The sequence below is a fragment of the Corallincola platygyrae genome (genome assembly GCF_039544265.1).
Lineage (GTDB): Bacteria > Pseudomonadota > Gammaproteobacteria > Enterobacterales > Neiellaceae > Corallincola > Corallincola platygyrae.
In genome coordinates this window covers 104840-123744 of the sequence record NZ_BAABLI010000033.1, presented here as the reverse complement: position 1 = coordinate 123744, position 18905 = coordinate 104840, and the positions used below count along the sequence as shown (strand labels likewise).

The window sequence follows — 18905 nt, the reverse complement described above, 5'->3', positions numbered from 1 at the left end:
TAGGAGTTAGTTAAAGCAGAAAAGCACCCTTATAGGGTGCCCAAAAGCAAAGCCACCTGCTATGCAGGTGGATTATTTACTTTGAACGAGGAGAAGCTGTGGTTACTTAACCTCTTCGCCTGCGGCTTGTCTGTCGGCATGGTAGCTGGAGCGCACCAGCGGGCCACATGCGGCATGGTCGAAGCCCATTTCGCCGGCCTCTTCACGGAACATGCTGAACTCGTCTGGGTGAACATAGCGCTCTACGCGCAGGTGATGACGGCTAGGCTGCAGATACTGTCCAACGGTCAGCATGGTCACATTATGTTCGCGCAGATCCCGCATCACTTCGAGGATCTCGTCATTGGTTTCGCCTAACCCCACCATCAGGCCCGACTTGGTGGGTACGTCAGGGAACATTTCACCAAAGCGCTTCAGCAGGGTGAGTGACCACTTGTAGTCAGCACCAGGTCTTGCCTGCTTATAGAGGCGTGGAGCCGTTTCCAGGTTGTGGTTGAATACATCCGGTGGGGCAGTACCCAGCGCTTCCAGTGCCTTATCCATACGGCCACGGAAGTCGGGCACCAGGATTTCGATCTTGATGTTAGGGCTTAGAGCCCGGATCTCACGGACGCAGTCGGCAAAGTGTTGAGCACCACCATCACGCAGGTCATCTCGGTCGACGGAGGTGATCACAACATACTTAAGCTTCATATCTGCAATGGTTTCAGCCAGTTTCTTTGGCTCTTCCGGGTCCAATGGCAGCGGTTTACCGTGGCCTACATCGCAGAACGGGCAGCGACGGGTGCAGATGGCACCCATGATCATAAAGGTGGCTGTACCGTGGTTAAAACATTCCGGCAGGTTAGGGCAGGAGGCTTCTTCACACACTGAGTGCAACCCGTGGGAGCGCATTGCCCCTTTGATCTCTTCGATACGCTGGCTGGAGGCTGGCAGTTTTACCTTCATCCAGGAAGGCTTTCTCAGCATATCTTCCTTCTCTGTAGGTACAACTTTTACCGGGATCAGTGCCATTTTGTCGGCATCACGAAGCTTGACGCCTGCTTCAAGGCGGCGTGGTTTATCACTCATAACTGTTTGACTCGTCTATTACGGCAATCTGATCGCTGGTTTCACCCAGCTTCTGTGTCAATTTTTCTATTAGTACGGGCTGCAGCTCTGCCAGGCTCTTTGCACCACCCAGGTTGGCGCTCTGGGTCATCAGCAGTCCTTCGTAACCACAGGGGTTTATCCGCTGAAAAGGCGATAGGTCCATATTTACGTTCAACGCCAGACCATGAAATGAACAGCCTTTACGGATACGAAGTCCAAGCGACGCGATCTTATCGCCATAGACATATACACCTGGCGCATCCGGTTTGGGGTAGCTCTCTATCTGCCAATAATTGAGTGTATCGACGATAGCTTCCTCAATCAGGGTCACTAACTCTCTTACCCCCAATTTGCGGCGGCGCAGGTCCAATAGAATGTAGGCAACCTGTTGACCGGGGCCGTGGTAGGTGACCTGGCCTCCGCGATCGACCTGAATCACGGGAATATCCCCCGGCGCGAGCAGGTGCTCAGCTTTACCAGCCTGGCCCTGGGTAAACACCGGAGGGTGTTCCACCAGCCAGATTTCATCTGTGGTGGATTCATCCCGGGTATCGGTAAATGTCCGCATTGCTTCCCATATCTCTTGATAGGGACGCAGGCCGAGTTGTTTGAAGATAAGGGAGGTGCTACTCAATGTGGGAACGCCCGCTGAAAACTGCAGGCATTATACTGGCTGGAGGGTTAATTTCCAGCCAGTAAATGTAGGGTCTTAGCCGGATTTACAGTACGTGACGTACCCCTTCGATGGCAGCCAGTTCAGTATATAACGCTTCAATATGCGCCTGACTGGTGACAGTAACGCTAATGGATACCGAGTGGTAGTTGCCTTTGCTACTTGGACGGACGGTTGTTGTATAGTCGCCAGGCGCATGCTTTTGTACGGCAGCAACAACACGATTTGGCAGTTCCTCGTCCGCTAATCCCATTACTTTAAAAGGAAAAACGGATGGAAATTCAACTAGTTCGTCAAACTTGGTCTTCATCATAATTTTTTTGCTCCACTGCCTCAACTTCGCCATTGTAGATGAAGCTTTAGACTCAGGGTGTGAGCCTGTGTTCAAAAGCCCCATAGCGAGGGGGCGGTATATTAGTGTGTCACTCAGCTGCGATCAAGCTCAGGCCCTGAACTGCAGAGTCTCAAAAAAAGAAAAGCCACCCTAAGGTGGCTTTTCTTTCACTGAGCTACTGCTAGAACCAGCTGCTCACCATCTGAATAATGTAGTCGATGAGGCGAGAGAACCAACCGCCTTCTTCAACACTTTGCAGTGCGACCAGAGGGTACTCAGCTACTACTTCATCGCCCAGTGAGAACTTGATGCTGCCGACTTTTTCGCCTTTTTGTAGCGGTGCTTCCAGCGGACGATCCAGACCAAAATCGGCGGTTAGTTTGCTCGCCTGGCCACGGGGAATGGTGACAACCACGTCCTCCAATACGCCAAGCTCTACCTGTTCCTGCGCCCCATACCAGATCCGCTGCTGGGCGATGCTATCGCCAGCCTGTTTTGCGGTTACTGTTTCAAAGAAGCGGAATCCGTAGTTCAGCAGCTTTTTGCTCTCGGCTTTACGTGCCTGCTCACTTTTGGTTCCCATGACAACGGAGATAAGGCGCATGCCATCCTTGGTACCTGAAGTCACCAGACTATAACCTGCCTTAGATGTATGGCCGGTCTTAATACCGTCCACGTTCATGCTCTTATCCCACAGCAGCGAGTTACGGTTGTACTGTTTGATGCCGTTGTAGGTGAACTCTTTTTCCGCGTAGATAGCGTACTCTTCCGGAACATCACGGATCAGCGCTTGCGCCAGAGTCGCCATGTCACGAGCTGTCGTGTAATGGTCTTCATGATGCAGGCCATGGCTGTTCATAAAGTGGCTGCTGGTCATGCCCAGTTGTTCAGCATAGCTGTTCATCAAACTGGCAAAGGCATCTTCTGAACCCGCAATATGCTCTGCCATGGCGACACAGGCATCGTTACCCGATTGAATGATAATGCCGCGGTTAAGATCAGATACCGTCACGTATGTGTTTACTTCAATGAACATCTTTGATGAATCAGGGAAGTTTTTAGCCCACGCATTTTCGCTGATCAGCACTTTATCTGAGGGGGAGACGTTGCCACTCGCAATCTCCCGACCGATGATGTAGCTGGTCATCATCTTGGTCAGACTGGCCGGTGCCAGCATCTCATCGGCATTGCTTTCTACCAGTACAGTGCCAGTGTGGTAATCCATCAGCAGATAGCCATTAGCTGCTACATCGGGAGCTTTTGGTACAACGGCTGGTGCGGCAGATGCACTGCTGACGCTAACTAAAAAACTGGTGGAGAGGATCAGACTGGTTGTGAGTTTTTTGAATATTCCCATGATAACGACTTGTGTTAGTTAATCCTTGGTCAGGCTTGACCCCACGAATGCACGCACTATATCAGAAAGTTACTGCAATTCTGCGATATCTACCTAGTTTGGGTGGATTAGAAATGCATTTGGATAGGCAGTTGCTCTGATTTTGTCCAATAGCGCCTGTGCCGAGTCAATATCGGCCAGAGGCCCCAGTCGCAACTTGTGCAATCCATTGTTTTCAAAGGTGGTGCTTTCTACATCAAATTGATCTGACAGACGCTTTGCCAAAAGGTTCGCTTTCTCAGGATCTTTTGTTGCCAGTACTTGAACAAAGTAGGTGGGATTTGGATCCGGATTGATAGTGACTACGGGATCTTTACCCGGCGTAATCGCCTCAATTTTTACATTTGCGGTACCCGACTTGAGCATGTCCAGTTTGTAAGCGGCGGCATAACTCAGGTCGATGATCCGGTCGCCATGGAAAGGCCCTCTGTCATTTACTCTAACAATGACAGAGCGGTCATTTGCAAGGTTGGTGACCCGAACATAGGTGGGCAGAGGCAGCGTTTTGTGCGCTGCGCTCAGGCTGTACATATCGTAGATTTCACCGTTGGATGTTAAATGGCCATGAAACTTCGCACCGTACCAGCTGGCGGTGCCCTCGTCGGCAAACCCTTCAGCGCTGTTCATTACCTGATAGCGTATGCCACGTACCTTGTAGCTTTTGTTTCCCTGACGGCTTTTAGGCTCATATCTAGGTGTTGGCTCGACCAGAGCATCCAATTCAGGTGGCGAATCAGGGCTATGATCGTCGGCGACATGATAGCGACCACCAGAGCCAGAGCTGCTGCATCCGGCCAACGCGAGCCAAATTGAGCTGCACAGAACGTAGTAGGCTAAGCGTTTCATTTCGCTTCTACTTTCGCCTCAGCAATCTTTTGGCTCAACTGATAAACCGCCATCGCATACAGCGGGCTGTGGTTGTAGCGAGTTATCACGTAAAAATTGTGCGCACTGGCCCAGTACTCGTGGCCATTTTCTAATTCAAACTCCAACAGCTTTACTGGATTGGGAAGCGGTGAGGCGGGCAGATCGACGCCGTTCGCGGCTAATTCCGCCACGCTGTGTTTGGGCTTCAGCGGCTTCTCAATAAGTGACTTGTAGTTGCTGCCTGATACGGAAACAGGATAAGCCACCGGTTGGCCCGCTTTCCAGCCATGCTCAGCGAAGTAGTTTGCTACACTGCCAATCGCATCGGTGGGGTTAGTGAACAGGTCACGTTTACCGTCGCCATCAAAATCGATGGCGTAATGACGATAGCTTGAACTGATAAATTGGCCAAGGCCCATGGCACCAGCATAAGAGCCTTTTGGCTCTGTCATGTCCCAGCCTTCTTCTCGGCTAAGAATAAAGAAGTGTTCCAGCTCGCTGCGGAAAAACTTAGCGCGTTTGGGGTAATAAAAACCAAGGGTATAGAGCGCATCCAACACCGGATAAACGCCTTTGTGTTTACCGTAATAGGTTTCGACACCAATGATAGCGACGATCACTTCTGCTGGTACACCAAAGGTTTCCTCTGCGCGCGCCAGTGCATCTGCATGTTGGCTCCAGAACTCAACCCCTTTGTCGATGCGTTCTTGCTTGATAAAAATCGGACGATATTGATACCAGGGCTTTCCTTCCCATGGCCGAGCTATCGCATCGAGAATTTTTTGGTTTTTGTTTGCCTTAGCCAGTGTTTGAGATATCTGAGCCGCATCGAACTGGTGTTTATCGGCCAGTTTCTGGGCAAATTCGTCAGTGGTTGGAATTGAGGCTGAAGTCGGCAGGGAAAGAAGAAGGCCACCTACCAATGGAGAAAGTAATCGGAACAAGCGCACTGAAAACACCTCTCTCTAAGTTGCAATAAGACGTCTATGAGTATGAATAGCCATCAGAATGCCAAATCCTGCCATCAGAGTCACCATCGATGTGCCGCCATAACTGACTAATGGCAGGGGAACACCTACCACAGGCAATAAACCAGACACCATACCGATGTTTACAAATACATAGACAAAGAAAGTTAAAACGATGCTGCCAGCCAGTAAGCGGGAAAAGGCGGCTTGCGCCTGGGCGGCTATCATCAGGCCTCTGACAATAATAAACAGATAGATGGCCAACAGCGCCAGTACACCTACCAACCCAAACTCTTCACTGAATACGGCAAAGATGAAATCTGTATGTCGTTCCGGGAGAAACTCCAATTGCGACTGGGTGCCGTGACACCAACCTTTGCCCCACAATCCCCCAGAGCCGATAGCAATTTTGGACTGAATGATGTGGTAGCCACTACCAAGCGGATCGCTTTCAGGGTTCAAAAAGGTCAATACTCTTTGGCGTTGATAGTTGTGCATCAGGAAGAACCAAAGCACGGGTACAAATGCCGCAATGGCGGCACCGAAGAAACCAATCAAACGCCAACTGGCTCCAGCCAGGAACAGAACAAAAATGCCCGATGCCGAAATTAGCAATGAGGTTCCCAAGTCAGGCTGTTTGGCGATGAGTAGAGTCGGCATCAGAACCAATATTGCGCCAACAAACAGGTCGCGCTTTCTGGGCGGAAGAGGTTGCCTGGCGACAAACCAAGCGACCATCAAAGGCACCGCTAACTTCATCACCTCGGATGGCTGGAACTTCATGAAGCCCAAATCGAGCCAGCGCTGTGCCCCTTTCCCTACATGACCAAACAACAGCACACCCACCAGCATGGCGACACCGACAGTAAAAACGGGTAGCGCCCATCGCTGGTAACTCATGGGGTTAATTTGGGCGACCACCAGCATGACGATAAGGCCGATGCCCAGGCGTGTGACCTGACGAATGACCAGCGCTTTTTCCTGCCCGCCAGCGGAGTAGATCACCATAAGACCGACCGCCATAAGTACCAACAAGCCAATCAGCAGCGGCATATCGATATGCATTCTAAACCATATCGACTGCTTACTTTGTGCGCCTTGGGTCTGGCTACCGCTACCTAACATGGCATCAAAACTCCGGCTTAAATTCAGGCAGAAGAGAGGTATTGTTCATGTAGTAGTCCATCAGTCGACGGGCGATTGGGGCGGCATTTGCGCTGCCTCCACCGGCATTCTCTACGGCAACAGACAGTACAATACGTGGATCGTTGAGTGGCGCATATCCCATATACATGGCATTGTCACGATGGCGCTCATCGATCTTCTCTTCATCGTACTCTTCATCTTCGGCGATACCGATGACTTGCGCAGTTCCTGTTTTACCCGCCGATTCATACCAGGCATCGGAAAATACTTTGTGGGCGGTACCGGTAATTTTGTGGTTTACCCCATACATTGCATCAATCACCGGTCGCCAATTCTTTTCCTGCTTCAACACCACGGGCGGCCTCTCATCGGCGGGCACTGCCAGGGTACCGGTTGAGGTTTGGAATGATTTGAGTACGCGGGGCACATAGTGTTTGCCTTGGTTGGCAAAAATAGCGGTTGCTGAGGCCAGTTGTATGGGGGTGGTTGTCCAGTAGCCCTGACCGATGCCGACAGAGATGGTGTCACCTAAATACCAAGGCTGATTATAACGTGCTCGCTTCCAACCGCGGGAAGGCATGTTACCGCGGCTCTCTTCATGGATATCGATGCCACTATACTCGCCCCAGCCAAATTTGGTCATAAAGTCGCTGATTTTGTCGATCCCCAGCTTGTGTGCCAGTTCGTAGTAATAGGTATCACAGCTTTGTTCGATGGCATGGTACATATCAACCCAACCATGGCCCCATCGCTTCCAGTCGCGAAAACGGCGATTTACGTTTGGTGGTTGATACCAACCTGGGTCCCATATCCTCGTAGAGGGTGTCACTATGTATTCTTCAAGGGCAAGCAATGCCATATGGGGTTTGATGGTTGAAGCTGGAGGATAAGTACCCTGGGTTGCTCTGTTGATTAAAGGGCGGTCCTTTGATTCGAGCAGCTCTCGGTAATCCTTGCTGCTGATGCCATGGACAAATAGGTTGGGGTCGTAGCTTGGCGCACTGACCATTGCCAGAACGCCGCCATCGCGTGCATCCATCGCGACGATGGCGCCACGGCTGCCTGCCAACGCCTGGTGCGCCAACAACTGCAGGTTGATATCTATGTTAAGAAACAGGTCTTGGCCAGCCACCGGCTCCTGCACGCTGAGTGTACGGATGATTCTGCCGCGGTTGTTTACTTCAACCTCTCGGTAACCCACCTGGCCGTGTAAAAAGCGTTCGTAGTATTTCTCGATACCCTGTTTACCGATGTCGCGGGTCGCTTTGTAGTTCGCTAAATCACCGGCTTCTTCAATGCGCTGAAGGTCCTTGCGATTAATCTTGGCGACAAAGCCAAGGACGTGAGTCAGTACGTCACCGTAAGGGTAATAACGGGTAGGACGCGCCTCGATGTAAACGCCGGGAAACCTGTGTTGGTTAACACTGAAAATCGCCACTTGCTCTTCGTTAAGGCGTGCTTTTAACGGCAGTCGTTTAAAGCGGCGAGAAAAGCGGCTGCTTTCCAGAAACTTTTCCTGCTCTTCCAGTGTTATCGGCAGCAGTTCAGCCAGGTCAGCGACAGTTTGCCCCAAGTCATCAACCTCTTCAGGAACCAGTTCCAGACTGAAAACCGGGCGATTTTCAGCTAGCAGTACCCCGTTTCTGTCATAGATAAGTCCACGGTTGGGAGCGATTGGGAGCAGGCGGATCCGGTTATCATTGGAACGTGTTTGGTAGGTGCTGAAGGATTTAACCTGTAAGTGATAGAGGTTAAACACCAATAACAGCAGCATGCCAACGACAACAATAAGCGACACCAGAGCTCGCCGGGTAAACAGACGACTCTCTGCATGGGTGTCATGGATGGCAACCCGGCGCCGCATCATATCCCTGTTACTCCCGGTGGTAGGGGTGATTTGCGGTGACACTCCAGGCGCGGTAAAGCGCTTCGGCAAGTATCACTCGAACCATGGGGTGGGGCAGGGTTAAGTTGGACAGACTAAATCTCTGTTCTGAGGCAGCGATACAGGCGGGGGCCAATCCTTCTGGTCCGCCTACGAGCAGGCTGACATCTCTGCCGTCTAGTTTCCAGCGGTTCAGTTGCTCAGCTAACTGTGGAGTGCTCCAGGGTTTTCCTGTTACCTCCAGCGTGACTATGCGGTTGCCTTTACCCACCGCGGCAAGCATCTGTTCACCCTCTTTCTCCAAAATTCGAGGAATATCAGCATTCTTGCCACGTTTTCCGGCAGGGATTTCAACTAATTCGAACGACATATCCCTGGGGAAGCGCCGGGCGTACTCATTAAAACCTTTCTCTACCCAGTCCGGCATGCGGGTGCCGACTGCAACTAGCTGCAGCTTCATTCGCTATGACGACCCCAAAGCTTTTCGAGTTGATAGAAATCGCGAGCTTTTTCCTGCATGACATGCAAAACCAACTCCCCGAGATCTACCAGAACCCATTCGCCTGCGTCTTGGCCTTCTACACCCAGAGGCTGCAGTCCTGCGTGTTTGGCCTCGGTCGCCACGTTATCTGCAATAGATTGGACATGTCGTTTGGAGTTGCCTGACACTATGACCATGGTGTCAGTGATAGTGCTGAGGCCTTTTACATCAAGCACTTGGACGTCGCGACCTTTCATGTCATCGATTTTGTCCAGTACAAATTTTGTCAGTTCTTCGGCGTGCAAAGTTGTCTCTCGTTTTGTTCAGTTTCAAGGTTAATCGCCAATGATAACACGGCGCGGGGACAGGGTTGAATGCCCTGATCAGCGGTATAAGCTCAGTTGTTCAATATACTGTTTCACCGCATCTGGCATAAGGAAGCTTGTATCCTGATGATGTTTTATTAAGTGACGAATCCGGGTCGATGAAATATCTATCTGTGGCGCATTGACCAATATGATATGCCCAGCTTTTTTTTCCCGTATAACCTCGGGTTTAGCACTATAGTTCGCCAACAACTCCGCTGCTTCACCGTCGGTAGGTGGCTTCCAGCCGGGGCGGTGTGAGACCACAATGTGTGCAAGATCCAGTAGCTCATGCCAGCGATGCCAGCTTGGTAAGCTTCTTAAAGAATCCATGCCCATTAAGAAGCTGATAGATGCCTCAGGGTAGTCGGCTCTGAGCTCCGCAAGAGTGTCTACGGTGTAACTTGGTTTATCGTGTTTTAGTTCTCGATCATCAACACTGAGCCCCACAATGCCTGATATCGCCAGTTCCACCATCTTCTTGCGCTGCGCGCTTGTTGCCCTTGGTGTGTCTCTGTGTGGAGGAACGTGATTGGGCAGTAACAGCAACTTGTCGAGGCCTATCGCCTGCTTTATATCTAATGCAGGCCTTAAATGCCCTATATGGATGGGATCGAATGTACCACCTAGCAGGCCGATAGTTGTCAGTGCTGAGCTCATACTCTCTCTTTACCTTACTATTCACACTTATAACTTTAACCGTTTCAGTTCCTTGTAGATAAGAACCGGAAAATGGTTAAGAGGTTATCTCAAAGCCGGCTTGAGTCTTCCAGCTACCACCAAACATGACTGCCAAGTGATGTAACCAGGTCCAGGGGTGCTCCAGTGTGCCCAGCTTAATGCCGCTGTCGAAATCTGCGCATCTGGCCACAAGCTCATTAAGGTGATCTCTATGGAGGCGTTGCAGGGCCTGTTTTACCAACGCTTGTCGTTGTTGCCAGATCCCCAGCTTCATCATTTCCCGGCTATCAATGCGTGGTTGCTGGCTCAATTGCTTCAGCAGCAGCACTTCCTTGCTGATCGCCCAGCTGATGACGACGGGCTCGATACCTTCTCCCTGGAGGCTTTCCAAGACGTTAGTTGCTCGTTCCAGATCACCTGACAACAGGGCATCAGTGAGCTGAAAGATATTATGTCTTGAATGATTCGCCAGGCTTTCTTGAATAAGATCGATGGAGATGGCTTGTTGGCCATGTAACAAGCTGAGTTTTTGAAGTTCTTGATCAGCTGCCAATAAATTTCCTTCACATTGGCCAAGCAAAAGCTGAAGTGCATCGGGCTGCAGTGTCACTGAGTATCGATTGGCTCGATTTGTTAGCCAACGCTGCCATTGTTGGCCCGTTGGTAGGTTGATGCTGACCTGTGTCCCGGCAGCTGAGATCGATTTAAACCACTTAGCTTTTTGCTTGTCTTTGTTCAATCGCGGGCCGTGTAATACCAACACTTGGTCTGCAGGCGGGTTTGAAGCGTATTCTTGCAGCCACTGTCCGCCTTCACGCCCCGGAGAGCCAGTGGTTAGTTCAACCTCTAAAATTTCACCCTGAGAAAAAAGGGAGAGGTTGCTGCTCGACTGCGTAAACTGTTGCCAGTCAAAACTGGTGTCAACAGAGAACCTTTGAAGTTCGGTGATGCCGTGCTGTTGTCCAGTCGACCGGATTTCCGCGAGTGCTTCAAGTTTCTGGAGAGGCTCATCGCCAAACAGCAGATATATGGGGGATAAGCCCTGTGACAACTGATTACTGAGCTGCTCTGGGTAGCATTGCATGGAGGACGCTATCTGACCTGTGACGAGGCGAGCGTGCGCAGAATCTTATCTGCAGCTTCGGCGCGCATTTCACTGACTAACAGTCGTTTTTCTTTCTCTTTAGCCAATGCTCTGTTTGGGTCATCCTGATATTGACGAACCACTTCAATATCATAGCGTTGTGGTTCCTTGCCGGGCACAAGCAGTTCGAATTGGGTACTGTAGATCAACTGGTATTCTGCAACCTGACCATCAGAGAAAAGTGACAGCGTGCGTTCACTGAGGTTATCTCGTTTGAGTATTATCAGACTCTGCTCTTTGCTCGGGTCTTTCAGCAGTTTAACGTCGTTAACCTTCAGTCGATCTTCTACTTTCCGAGTCAACTCAGCATATTCGTCCCAACTTGCGACGTGGACTTGTTTTAGATCGGCCGGAATATCATAGCTACCACGAAGGCGAAATCCGCAACTTGCTGTTGTCATTACCAGGGCAGAGCAGAGGAGAAGTGTCGTCAGTCTGTTCATTATGAGTTCGATATGATGAGCTTGCTGTTCAGTAAAAGGGAATTAGCACAGGTTTTCAACCTGAAGAGAAGCAAGATGAGAAGCCAAGGCTGACTTCTCATCTTTACCGAGCTTAGGTGCCAGCCAGAGACTAGTTGGCTACTATGTTCAGAAGCTTGCCTGGAACATAGATCACTTTACGCAGTGTTTTGCCTTCAGTGAACTTGGTTACGTTCTCTTCTGCCATCGCAACGGCCTGTACCGCTTCCTGATCGGCATCTGCAGGTACGGTGACTCGTGCGCGAAGCTTGCCGTTCACCTGGACGATAATCAATTTGCTATCTTCGACCATGGCCTCTTTATCTGCCGTTGGCCAAGAGGCATCAACGACGTCACCTTCATTGCCTAGTTGTTGCCACAGAACATGACTGGCATGAGGTGTGATAGGTGCCAACATCAGGGTGACAGCAGATAGCGCTTCCTGCATCAGAGCGCGATCTTGCTCACTTTCCAGCGGCGCTTTTACCAGCTTGTTCATCAGTTCCATGATGGCTGCGATAGCCGTATTGAAAGTCTGACGACGACCCAGGTCATCACCCACTTTATCAATGGTCTTGTGCAGGTCTCGACGCAGCGTCTTCTGATCTTCGTTCAGCGCAGACGGATCCAGCGCAGGTGCACTGCCTTGCGAGGTGTGAGCGTGAGCCAGTTTCCAGAAACGCTTCAGGAAGCGCATGGCACCTTCTACGCCTGATTCCTGCCACTCCAGCGTCAATTCCGGTGGCGCGGCGAACATCATAAACAGGCGAACGGTATCTGCACCGTATTTTTCCACCATCAGGCCAGGGTCGATGCCGTTATTTTTCGACTTTGACATCTTGCTCATACCGGCGTAAACCAACTCACGTCCGGTGGCTTTCTCTTTGGCGGCAACAATGCGTCCTTTTTCATCACGCTCGAGCTCGACATCAACTGGGCTTACCCAGTTCTGGCCGCCTTTCTCGTCTTCGTAATAGAAGGCATCGGCCAGTACCATGCCCTGACAAAGCAAGCGCTTGAACGGCTCGTCGCTGTCGACCAAGCCTTCGTCACGCAGCAACTTGTGCATGAAGCGCGCATAAAGCAGGTGCATACAGGCATGTTCGATACCGCCAATGTACTGGTCTACTGGCAGCCAGTAGTTGGCTTGTGCCGGGTCAAGCATTGCCTGGTCGTTATGCGGTGAGCAATAGCGTGCGTAGTACCAGCTTGACTCCATAAAGGTGTCGAAAGTGTCGGTTTCGCGAGTTGCAGGCTGGCCGTTATATTCGGTTTTCGCCCACTCGGGGTCGGCTTTGATTGGGCTCTTAACGCCGTCCATCACCACATCTTCTGGCAACTCAACAGGCAGTGTATTCGCCGGTGCTGGCACGGTTTCACCATCAGCCGTGGTCAGCATGGGGATTGGAGAGCCCCAATAACGTTGACGGGAAACACCCCAGTCGCGCAGACGGAAGTTAACCGTCTTATGACCTTTGTTGATGCTTTGTAGCTTGTCGGCCACAGCATTCAGCGCGCCGTCAAAATCAAGGCCATCAAACTCACCGGAGTTAAACAAAAGGCCTTTTTCTGTGTAGGCCGCTTCACTGACATCCTGTTCAGAACCATCAGCTGGTTTGATCACCTGCTCTATATTCAGGCCATATTTGGTTGCGAACTCGTAGTCACGCTGGTCGTGCGCTGGAACAGCCATCACGGCGCCTGTGCCGTAGTCCATCAATACGAAGTTAGCTACCCAAATCGGAACCTGCTTTCCTGTCAGCGGGTGTGTGGCATACAGGCCTGTCGCCATGCCTTTCTTTTCCATGGTTGCCAAATCTGCTTCGGCTACCTTGGTGTTTTTGCACTCTTCAACAAATGCTGCCAGCTCAGGATTGTCTTTCGCAGCCAACTCTGCCAGGGGGTGAGCTGCGGCAACACCAACGTAAGTGACACCCATTACAGTGTCAGGACGGGTAGTGTAAACGGTGAATGACTGGTCTGAATCAACCACATCAAACTCGATCTCTACACCTTCTGAGCGACCGATCCAGTTACGCTGCATGGTTTTAACCTGCTCAGGCCAGCCGCCCAGGTTTTCGATTTCGTCCAACAGTTGCTGTGCGTAATCAGTGATCTTGATAAACCACTGCGGGATCTTTTTCTGTTCAACCAGCGCGCCTGAGCGCCAGCCACGACCATCGACAACCTGCTCGTTAGCCAGCACGGTTTGGTCAACCGGGTCCCAGTTCACGGTCGCCATCTTCTTGTACACCAGACCTTTTTCGTAAAGGCGGGTAAAGAACCACTGCTCCCAGCGATAGTAGTCTGGGCGGCAGGTAGCAAACTCTCGACTCCAATCGTAACCAAAGCCCAGTTCGTTGAGCTGGCCTTTCATGTAGTCGATGTTTTCGTAGGTCCATTTTGCTGGCGCGGTTTTGTTTTTTACCGCGGCATTTTCAGCAGGCAGACCAAATGCGTCCCAGCCGATGGGTTGCAATACGTTTTTACCCAGCATGCGCTGGTAACGGGAGATCACATCACCAATGGTGTAATTGCGCACATGTCCCATGTGCAGTCGACCACTGGGGTAAGGGAACATGGAGAGGCAGTAGAACTTTTCTTTGCCCGGTTCCTCTTTTACTTCGTATGTTTTATTAGATTCCCAGTGCTCTCGCACCTGAGGTTCGATTTCCTGCGGATTGTATTGTTCTTGCATGCCGATCCGACGCTAATTAATGACAAAAAATTTAGATATCCCCATAGGATACCGCATCCGTGATCCTGCCAACAACAGCGATTATCCTGCTGACTATACTGAAATTCAGGAACTCAGCCTCAGGAGGCCGCAATGAGTGAAGAAAAATCAACTTCTTCCGGCTATCAGAAGTTACTTGATGAGTTAAAAGAGAAACTGGAAAAAGCGGAAAAATTCAGTGAAGAAGAGGTTCAGGAGTGGATTGAAAAAGCATCCGCGTATCTGCATGCGGCGGGTGAGCTGTCGAAATATGAGCTGCAACTGATGTCCAACTACCTCAAGCGAGACTTTGCCAGCGCAGCCGAAGCGTTAACTCATCTGCCCGAGCGATGGCAGGAAACACCGGGTTACGTCTCATTTAAGCAGGGGGTTTGGCGTTGGTTGTTGGAGTTAACGGATCGAACTCAAATCGAGTGGTCAGAGGTTAAAGACGATCTTAAACACCGGGGAGTTTATAAAGCGGGTGAGTGGATCAGTTTGGGCATACTGATATGCCATGGCTGTGGCAATAAGCAGGAGTTTTCTCACCCAGAGCAGATCGATGCGTGCCCACATTGCGGTGGCCAGGAGTTTAATCGGCAGCCTTTCGACCCCTAAATATCAGGATCAGCGTCAGGCAAAAACCAAAGGCAACGAGGGCCCAGTAAGGTACGTGGCCCACCTTGGCAAAAGGTGTCATGCCGTCAACTCGCTGCACAGGCAGGCGCAGTACGTCTGCTTCAAACATCGCTAACCTGTCTAGCTCATGACCTGATGCATCTACGACCGCGGTCACGCCAGTATTGGTGGCGCGAAGCAGCGGTCGACCCAATTCCATCGCGCGAGCGCGCGCGATTTCCATATGCTGCTGTGGGCCGATGGAATCGCCAAACCAGGCGTCATTACTCACGGTCAGTAGGAAGTCAGTCTCATTTGAAACGTTTCGACGGAGCTGTTCAGCAAAGGCGATTTCGTAACAGATGGCTGGTGCCAGCAGGTACTCGTTCGCTACCAGATTTTCCTGCAGGTAGCTGCCGCGGCTGAATGAGGACATAGGCAGGTTAAACAGAGGCGCCAGTGGTCGCAAAATGTCGCCAAAAGGTACGAATTCGCCAATAGGAAGCAGGTGGTGCTTCTGATAACGATTGGCGTTGTGATAGCGATATTGGTGTAACGCTTTGGATTGCTCACCGACCACGATCAAGGTGTTATAAAACTGTTTGGTATCGAAATTATAATCGACGATACCACTGACTAAGGTGGTTTGGTTATGGCTGGTCACCTGATTCAGATTGTCCAGATACTCTTGCGCCAGAGGCTCAACGGCGGGCACTGCGGCTTCTGGCCAGATGATTAAATCCGCATCGTAGTTGGGGCGGGTCAGGTCCAGGTATTTAAGCATGGTTGGCCACTCTTGTTCGGGCTGCCAACGCATCGACTGTTCGATATTGCCCTGCACCAGAACCACGTCTACCGGTTCGCCTTTGGGAATTGTCCATGTCACTGAATTCAAGCCAACACCTACGCCAGCCAGTAGGGTTGGGAGCAATAGCCAGTAATAGCTTCTGTCGGTCAGGCTGGATGAAACAACAGCGGCACCGAGAGCCGTGAAAAAGGAAACACCAGCAATACCGATAACAGGGATCCAACCTGCTAAGACCCCGTCAAGTTGACTGTAGCCCAACAGCAGCCATGGAAATCCTGTCAGCAGGTAACCTCTCAGTGATTCCGCCAGACACCAGCAGGCAGCGAATAACAGCGCGTTTATCGCTATAGAATGATGCTTGAACTTCTGAGTGAGCCAGCATGCCAGGGCTGGGAAAAGTGAAAGGTATGCTGCTAACAAAAGCATAAGAAACAGGGAGACTGGGAGCGGCAGTCCACCAAATTGATCAATGCTTATATGAACCCAGGCAATACCAAAGGCAAATAGACCCATGCCAAAGCTGTATCCCAGCCAGAATGCCTGTTTCGGTGACGAAGTTTTAACGAGAAAGTACAATGCCGCGATACCTGCTATGGCGATTGGCCAATAGCTCCACGGGGCAAAGGCAAGCACGGACAACGCACCAAATGCAAACGCGAGTGAGGGGCGTTGCAAAACCTGCCACAACATCTGCCAGCTGGCTTTCTGTTGCGGCGCGGAAACAACGCCTTCACTCATGTTAGATCTCCGCTTTTTCGCCGCTCTTGGCATGATTAGGAATGCGCACCTGAAGCTGGCGAATTCGACGTTTGTCGGACTGCACTACTTTAAATTGGATACCGTCTACCTTAATGGTTTCACCGCGTTGCGGCATATGACCAAAAGCGTTGGCCAGCATACCGCCAACGGTATCAAACTCATCATCGCTGAAATCGGTGTCGAAGTACTCGTTAAAGTCAGCAATAGGCGTTAGTGCTTGAATAGCAAACACCTTACGATTGATCTGACGGATATCATGTTGATGATCTTCGTCATCAAACTCATCTTCGATTTCACCAACAATCAGCTCGAGGATATCTTCAATCGTCACCAGACCGGAAACACCGCCATACTCATCTACGACGATCGCCATGTGGTAACGCTTTGAACGAAATTCTTTCAGCAGAATATCTACCCGCTTACTTTCTGGCACCACCACGGCTTTACGCAGGATCTTGGCAAAATCGAACTCCTGCTCTGACTTCTTGTATGAATAAGCCAGCAGGTCTTTGGCATGCAGAATGCCTTCGATATGGTCCTTGTCTTCACCGATCACCGGAAAACGGCTATGGGCACTGTCAACCACGAGCGGAAGTAATTCGTCCAACGGCTGGCTTATCTCAATGGTGACCATCTGGGCGCGGGGGATCATAATATCCCTGACTCGCAGGTCTGATACCTCGAGAACACCCTCCAGCATCTGGCGGCTATCCTGATCGATGAGGTTATTTTCCTGGGCATGTTGAATGACTTGCACCAGGTCTTCGCGGTTTTGCGGCTCTTCTTTAAAAAGTTGACCGAGTTTCTCGAGCCAGCCCTTCTTAGAAGCGCCGTTACTAGAGTGAGGGTTGTCGTCGCTCATAGCGCTTTATGTGGTTCCTTTGCCACGGAAAATTTTATTCAGTGTCCTGATAAGGATCATCGTAGCCGAGCTTGGTTAAGATTTTAATTTCTAAACCTTCCATCTCTTCGGCTTCTGTATCATCAATATGATCAAATCCAAGTAAATGCAAGCATCCGTGAACGACCATGTGTGCCCAGTGGGCTTCTAAAGGTTTGGATTGTTGCTCGGCTTCCTGCTCAACCACGGGCACGCAGATCACCAGATCTCCCAGCAGTGGTAACTCAATATGTTCTGGCACATCAAAAGGAAATGACAACACGTTGGTTGGCTTATCCTTGCCTCGATACTCGGAATTTAGCTGCTGGCTTTCATTGGCGTCGACCAAGCGAATGGTGAGTTCACTGTCATCTTTGCGCATCGCAAGGGCGGCTTCCGCCCAGGCTTGAAACTGTGTTTGGTCTGGTGTTTGGCCAATGCCCTCGGCTAATTGCAGGTCCAGGGTGACGCTCACTCTGCTTTCTCCTCAGCACTATTGTTTGACAAGGTGCTGTTGTTTGACGAGGTGCTGGTGTCTGAAGAGGTGTTGGCGGTCGTTGTCGTACTGTTCTGATAGGCCTGAGTGCGAGCGCGCTTGGTTTCTTCCTGCTGACGATCAAAGTCGTCATAGGCTTGTACAATGCGTTGAACCACAGGATGGCGCACGACGTCCGCCGCCTGGAACATATTGAAGCTGATCCCCTCAACGCCCTGAAGTACTTCTAAAGCGTGGCGCAAACCACTCTTTTGAGAGCGTGGCAAGTCAATCTGCGTGATGTCTCCCGTGATAACCGCCTTCGAGTTAAAGCCGATACGGGTCAGGAACATCTTCATCTGTTCAACTGTGGTGTTCTGCGCTTCATCCAGAATCACAAAGGCGTCGTTCAGCGTCCGACCGCGCATATAGGCCAGTGGGGCAACTTCAATCACATTGCGCTCGATTAAACGCTCAACCTTTTCGAATCCCAACATCTCAAACAGGGCGTCATATAACGGACGCAGGTAAGGATCCACCTTCTGGCTCAGATCCCCAGGAAGGAAGCCTAGTTTTTCGCCTGCTTCTACCGCAGGGCGGGTGAGCAAGATACGGCGAATATCCTGGCGTTCCAAGGCGTCAACCGCGGCAGCAACCGCCAGGTATGTTTTACCCGTACCGGCAGGGCCAACACCAAAGCTGATATCGTTCAGCAATACATTGGCAACGTAGCTGTTCTGGTTGGGATTGCGGGGTTTAATAACGCCACGCTTGGTCTTGATAAAGAGCTCTTTCGCTGGCTTTACGACATCTTTGGGTGATACTTGCTCTAATATCCGGCTCTCCTGTATCGCCAGGTGAACCTGATGTGAGTCCAGCTCAGAAAGCTTTCCCTTGATGGTCTTGGTTTCAACATAGAGCCGTTTTAGCAGCTCACCTGTGGCTTGGGCGGTATTTGCTGTTCCGATGACACGAAAACTGTTTTCTCGATAGCTGATCTCGACGCCAAGGCGGCGTTCAATCTGTTTCAGGTTGTCATCGAATGGGCCACACAGGCTGGAAAGTCGTTTATGGTCGGCAGGTTCGAGAGTGATATCGTGGGTACTGATTTGTGTGCTCAACTTTGTGTGCTCGATATTTGTTGGAGAGCCGGCGG

At 50.9% G+C, this 18905-nt stretch carries 19 protein-coding genes; 1 reads left to right on the top strand and 18 read right to left on the bottom strand.

Going from position 1 to position 18905, the window contains the following annotated elements; genetic code table 11:
• Positions 1-102: 102 nt before the first annotated feature.
• The 14 genes from lipA to leuS all read right to left on the bottom strand — a co-directional run bounded on the left by lipA (position 103) and on the right by leuS (position 14191).
• Entirely contained in the window at positions 103-1071 is a 969-nt protein-coding gene (gene lipA / locus ABEA14_RS18475; protein ID WP_345342192.1) for a lipoyl synthase, read from the bottom strand.
• Complete coding sequence (gene lipB / locus ABEA14_RS18470) at positions 1064-1726, bottom strand: lipoyl(octanoyl) transferase LipB (RefSeq protein WP_345342190.1); 663 nt, start codon at positions 1724-1726, stop codon at positions 1064-1066. The genes lipA and lipB overlap by 8 nt, the downstream gene beginning before the upstream one ends.
• A gap of 85 nt (positions 1727-1811) precedes the next feature.
• Positions 1812-2078 (bottom strand): DUF493 family protein YbeD, encoded by a 267-nt coding sequence (ybeD, locus tag ABEA14_RS18465; protein WP_345342188.1) that lies wholly within the window; start codon positions 2076-2078, stop codon positions 1812-1814.
• A gap of 202 nt (positions 2079-2280) precedes the next feature.
• The gene (locus ABEA14_RS18460) at positions 2281-3456 is read right to left on the bottom strand and encodes a serine hydrolase (protein WP_345342186.1); all 1176 of its coding nucleotides are present in this window, start codon (positions 3454-3456) and stop codon (positions 2281-2283) included.
• Positions 3457-3549: 93 nt separating this feature from the next.
• Complete coding sequence (locus ABEA14_RS18455) at positions 3550-4341, bottom strand: septal ring lytic transglycosylase RlpA family protein (protein ID WP_345342184.1); 792 nt, start codon at positions 4339-4341, stop codon at positions 3550-3552.
• Entirely contained in the window at positions 4338-5312 is a 975-nt protein-coding gene (gene mltB, locus ABEA14_RS18450) for a lytic murein transglycosylase B (protein WP_345342182.1), read from the bottom strand. Before mltB ends, ABEA14_RS18455 begins: the two co-directional genes overlap by 4 nt.
• Positions 5313-5327: 15 nt before the next feature.
• Positions 5328-6455, bottom strand: coding sequence for a rod shape-determining protein RodA (rodA, locus tag ABEA14_RS18445; RefSeq protein WP_345342180.1), 1128 nt, complete (start codon positions 6453-6455; stop codon positions 5328-5330).
• 4 nt (positions 6456-6459) lie between these two features.
• On the bottom strand, positions 6460-8343 hold the full coding sequence (mrdA, locus tag ABEA14_RS18440) for a penicillin-binding protein 2 (RefSeq protein ID WP_345342177.1): 1884 nt from the start codon (positions 8341-8343) through the stop codon (positions 6460-6462).
• Positions 8344-8350: 7 nt separating this feature from the next.
• On the bottom strand, positions 8351-8821 hold the full coding sequence (rlmH, locus tag ABEA14_RS18435; RefSeq protein WP_345342175.1) for a 23S rRNA (pseudouridine(1915)-N(3))-methyltransferase RlmH: 471 nt from the start codon (positions 8819-8821) through the stop codon (positions 8351-8353).
• On the bottom strand, positions 8818-9147 hold the full coding sequence (rsfS, locus tag ABEA14_RS18430) for a ribosome silencing factor (RefSeq protein WP_345342174.1): 330 nt from the start codon (positions 9145-9147) through the stop codon (positions 8818-8820). The genes rlmH and rsfS overlap by 4 nt, the downstream gene beginning before the upstream one ends.
• A 78-nt stretch (positions 9148-9225) precedes the next feature.
• Positions 9226-9867: a nicotinate-nucleotide adenylyltransferase gene (gene nadD / locus ABEA14_RS18425; RefSeq protein ID WP_345342173.1), complete on the bottom strand. Its 642-nt coding sequence runs from the start codon at positions 9865-9867 to the stop codon at positions 9226-9228.
• Positions 9868-9943: 76 nt separating this feature from the next.
• On the bottom strand, positions 9944-10972 hold the full coding sequence (gene holA / locus ABEA14_RS18420; protein ID WP_345342172.1) for a DNA polymerase III subunit delta: 1029 nt from the start codon (positions 10970-10972) through the stop codon (positions 9944-9946).
• Between the two features lie 8 nt (positions 10973-10980).
• Positions 10981-11475: an LPS-assembly lipoprotein LptE gene (locus ABEA14_RS18415; RefSeq protein ID WP_345342171.1), complete on the bottom strand. Its 495-nt coding sequence runs from the start codon at positions 11473-11475 to the stop codon at positions 10981-10983.
• A gap of 130 nt (positions 11476-11605) precedes the next feature.
• Positions 11606-14191 carry a leucine--tRNA ligase gene (gene leuS / locus ABEA14_RS18410; RefSeq protein ID WP_345342170.1) on the bottom strand — a complete coding sequence of 862 codons (2586 nt, stop codon included), beginning with the start codon at positions 14189-14191 and terminating at the stop codon, positions 11606-11608.
• Between the two features lie 132 nt (positions 14192-14323).
• On the opposite strand from leuS, the gene ABEA14_RS18405 reads away from it, so the two are divergent.
• Positions 14324-14827, top strand: a complete 504-nt coding sequence (locus ABEA14_RS18405; protein ID WP_345342169.1) for a zinc ribbon-containing protein — start codon at positions 14324-14326, stop codon at positions 14825-14827.
• Here ABEA14_RS18405 and lnt read toward each other — a convergent pair.
• From lnt to ABEA14_RS18385, 4 genes are read right to left on the bottom strand one after another with little or no spacing between them, the layout of a single operon-like run.
• Positions 14802-16373, bottom strand: coding sequence for an apolipoprotein N-acyltransferase (gene lnt, locus ABEA14_RS18400; protein WP_345342168.1), 1572 nt, complete (start codon positions 16371-16373; stop codon positions 14802-14804). The genes ABEA14_RS18405 and lnt overlap by 26 nt on opposite strands.
• Before the next feature lies 1 nt (position 16374).
• A complete protein-coding gene (gene corC, locus ABEA14_RS18395; protein ID WP_345342167.1) occupies positions 16375-17256 on the bottom strand; it encodes a CNNM family magnesium/cobalt transport protein CorC in 882 nt (293 codons plus the stop codon).
• A gap of 34 nt (positions 17257-17290) precedes the next feature.
• Entirely contained in the window at positions 17291-17749 is a 459-nt protein-coding gene (gene ybeY / locus ABEA14_RS18390; RefSeq protein WP_345342166.1) for an rRNA maturation RNase YbeY, read from the bottom strand.
• Positions 17746-18870, bottom strand: a complete 1125-nt coding sequence (locus ABEA14_RS18385) for a PhoH family protein (protein WP_345342165.1) — start codon at positions 18868-18870, stop codon at positions 17746-17748. The genes ybeY and ABEA14_RS18385 overlap by 4 nt, the downstream gene beginning before the upstream one ends.
• Between the last annotated feature and the right edge of the window lie 35 nt (positions 18871-18905).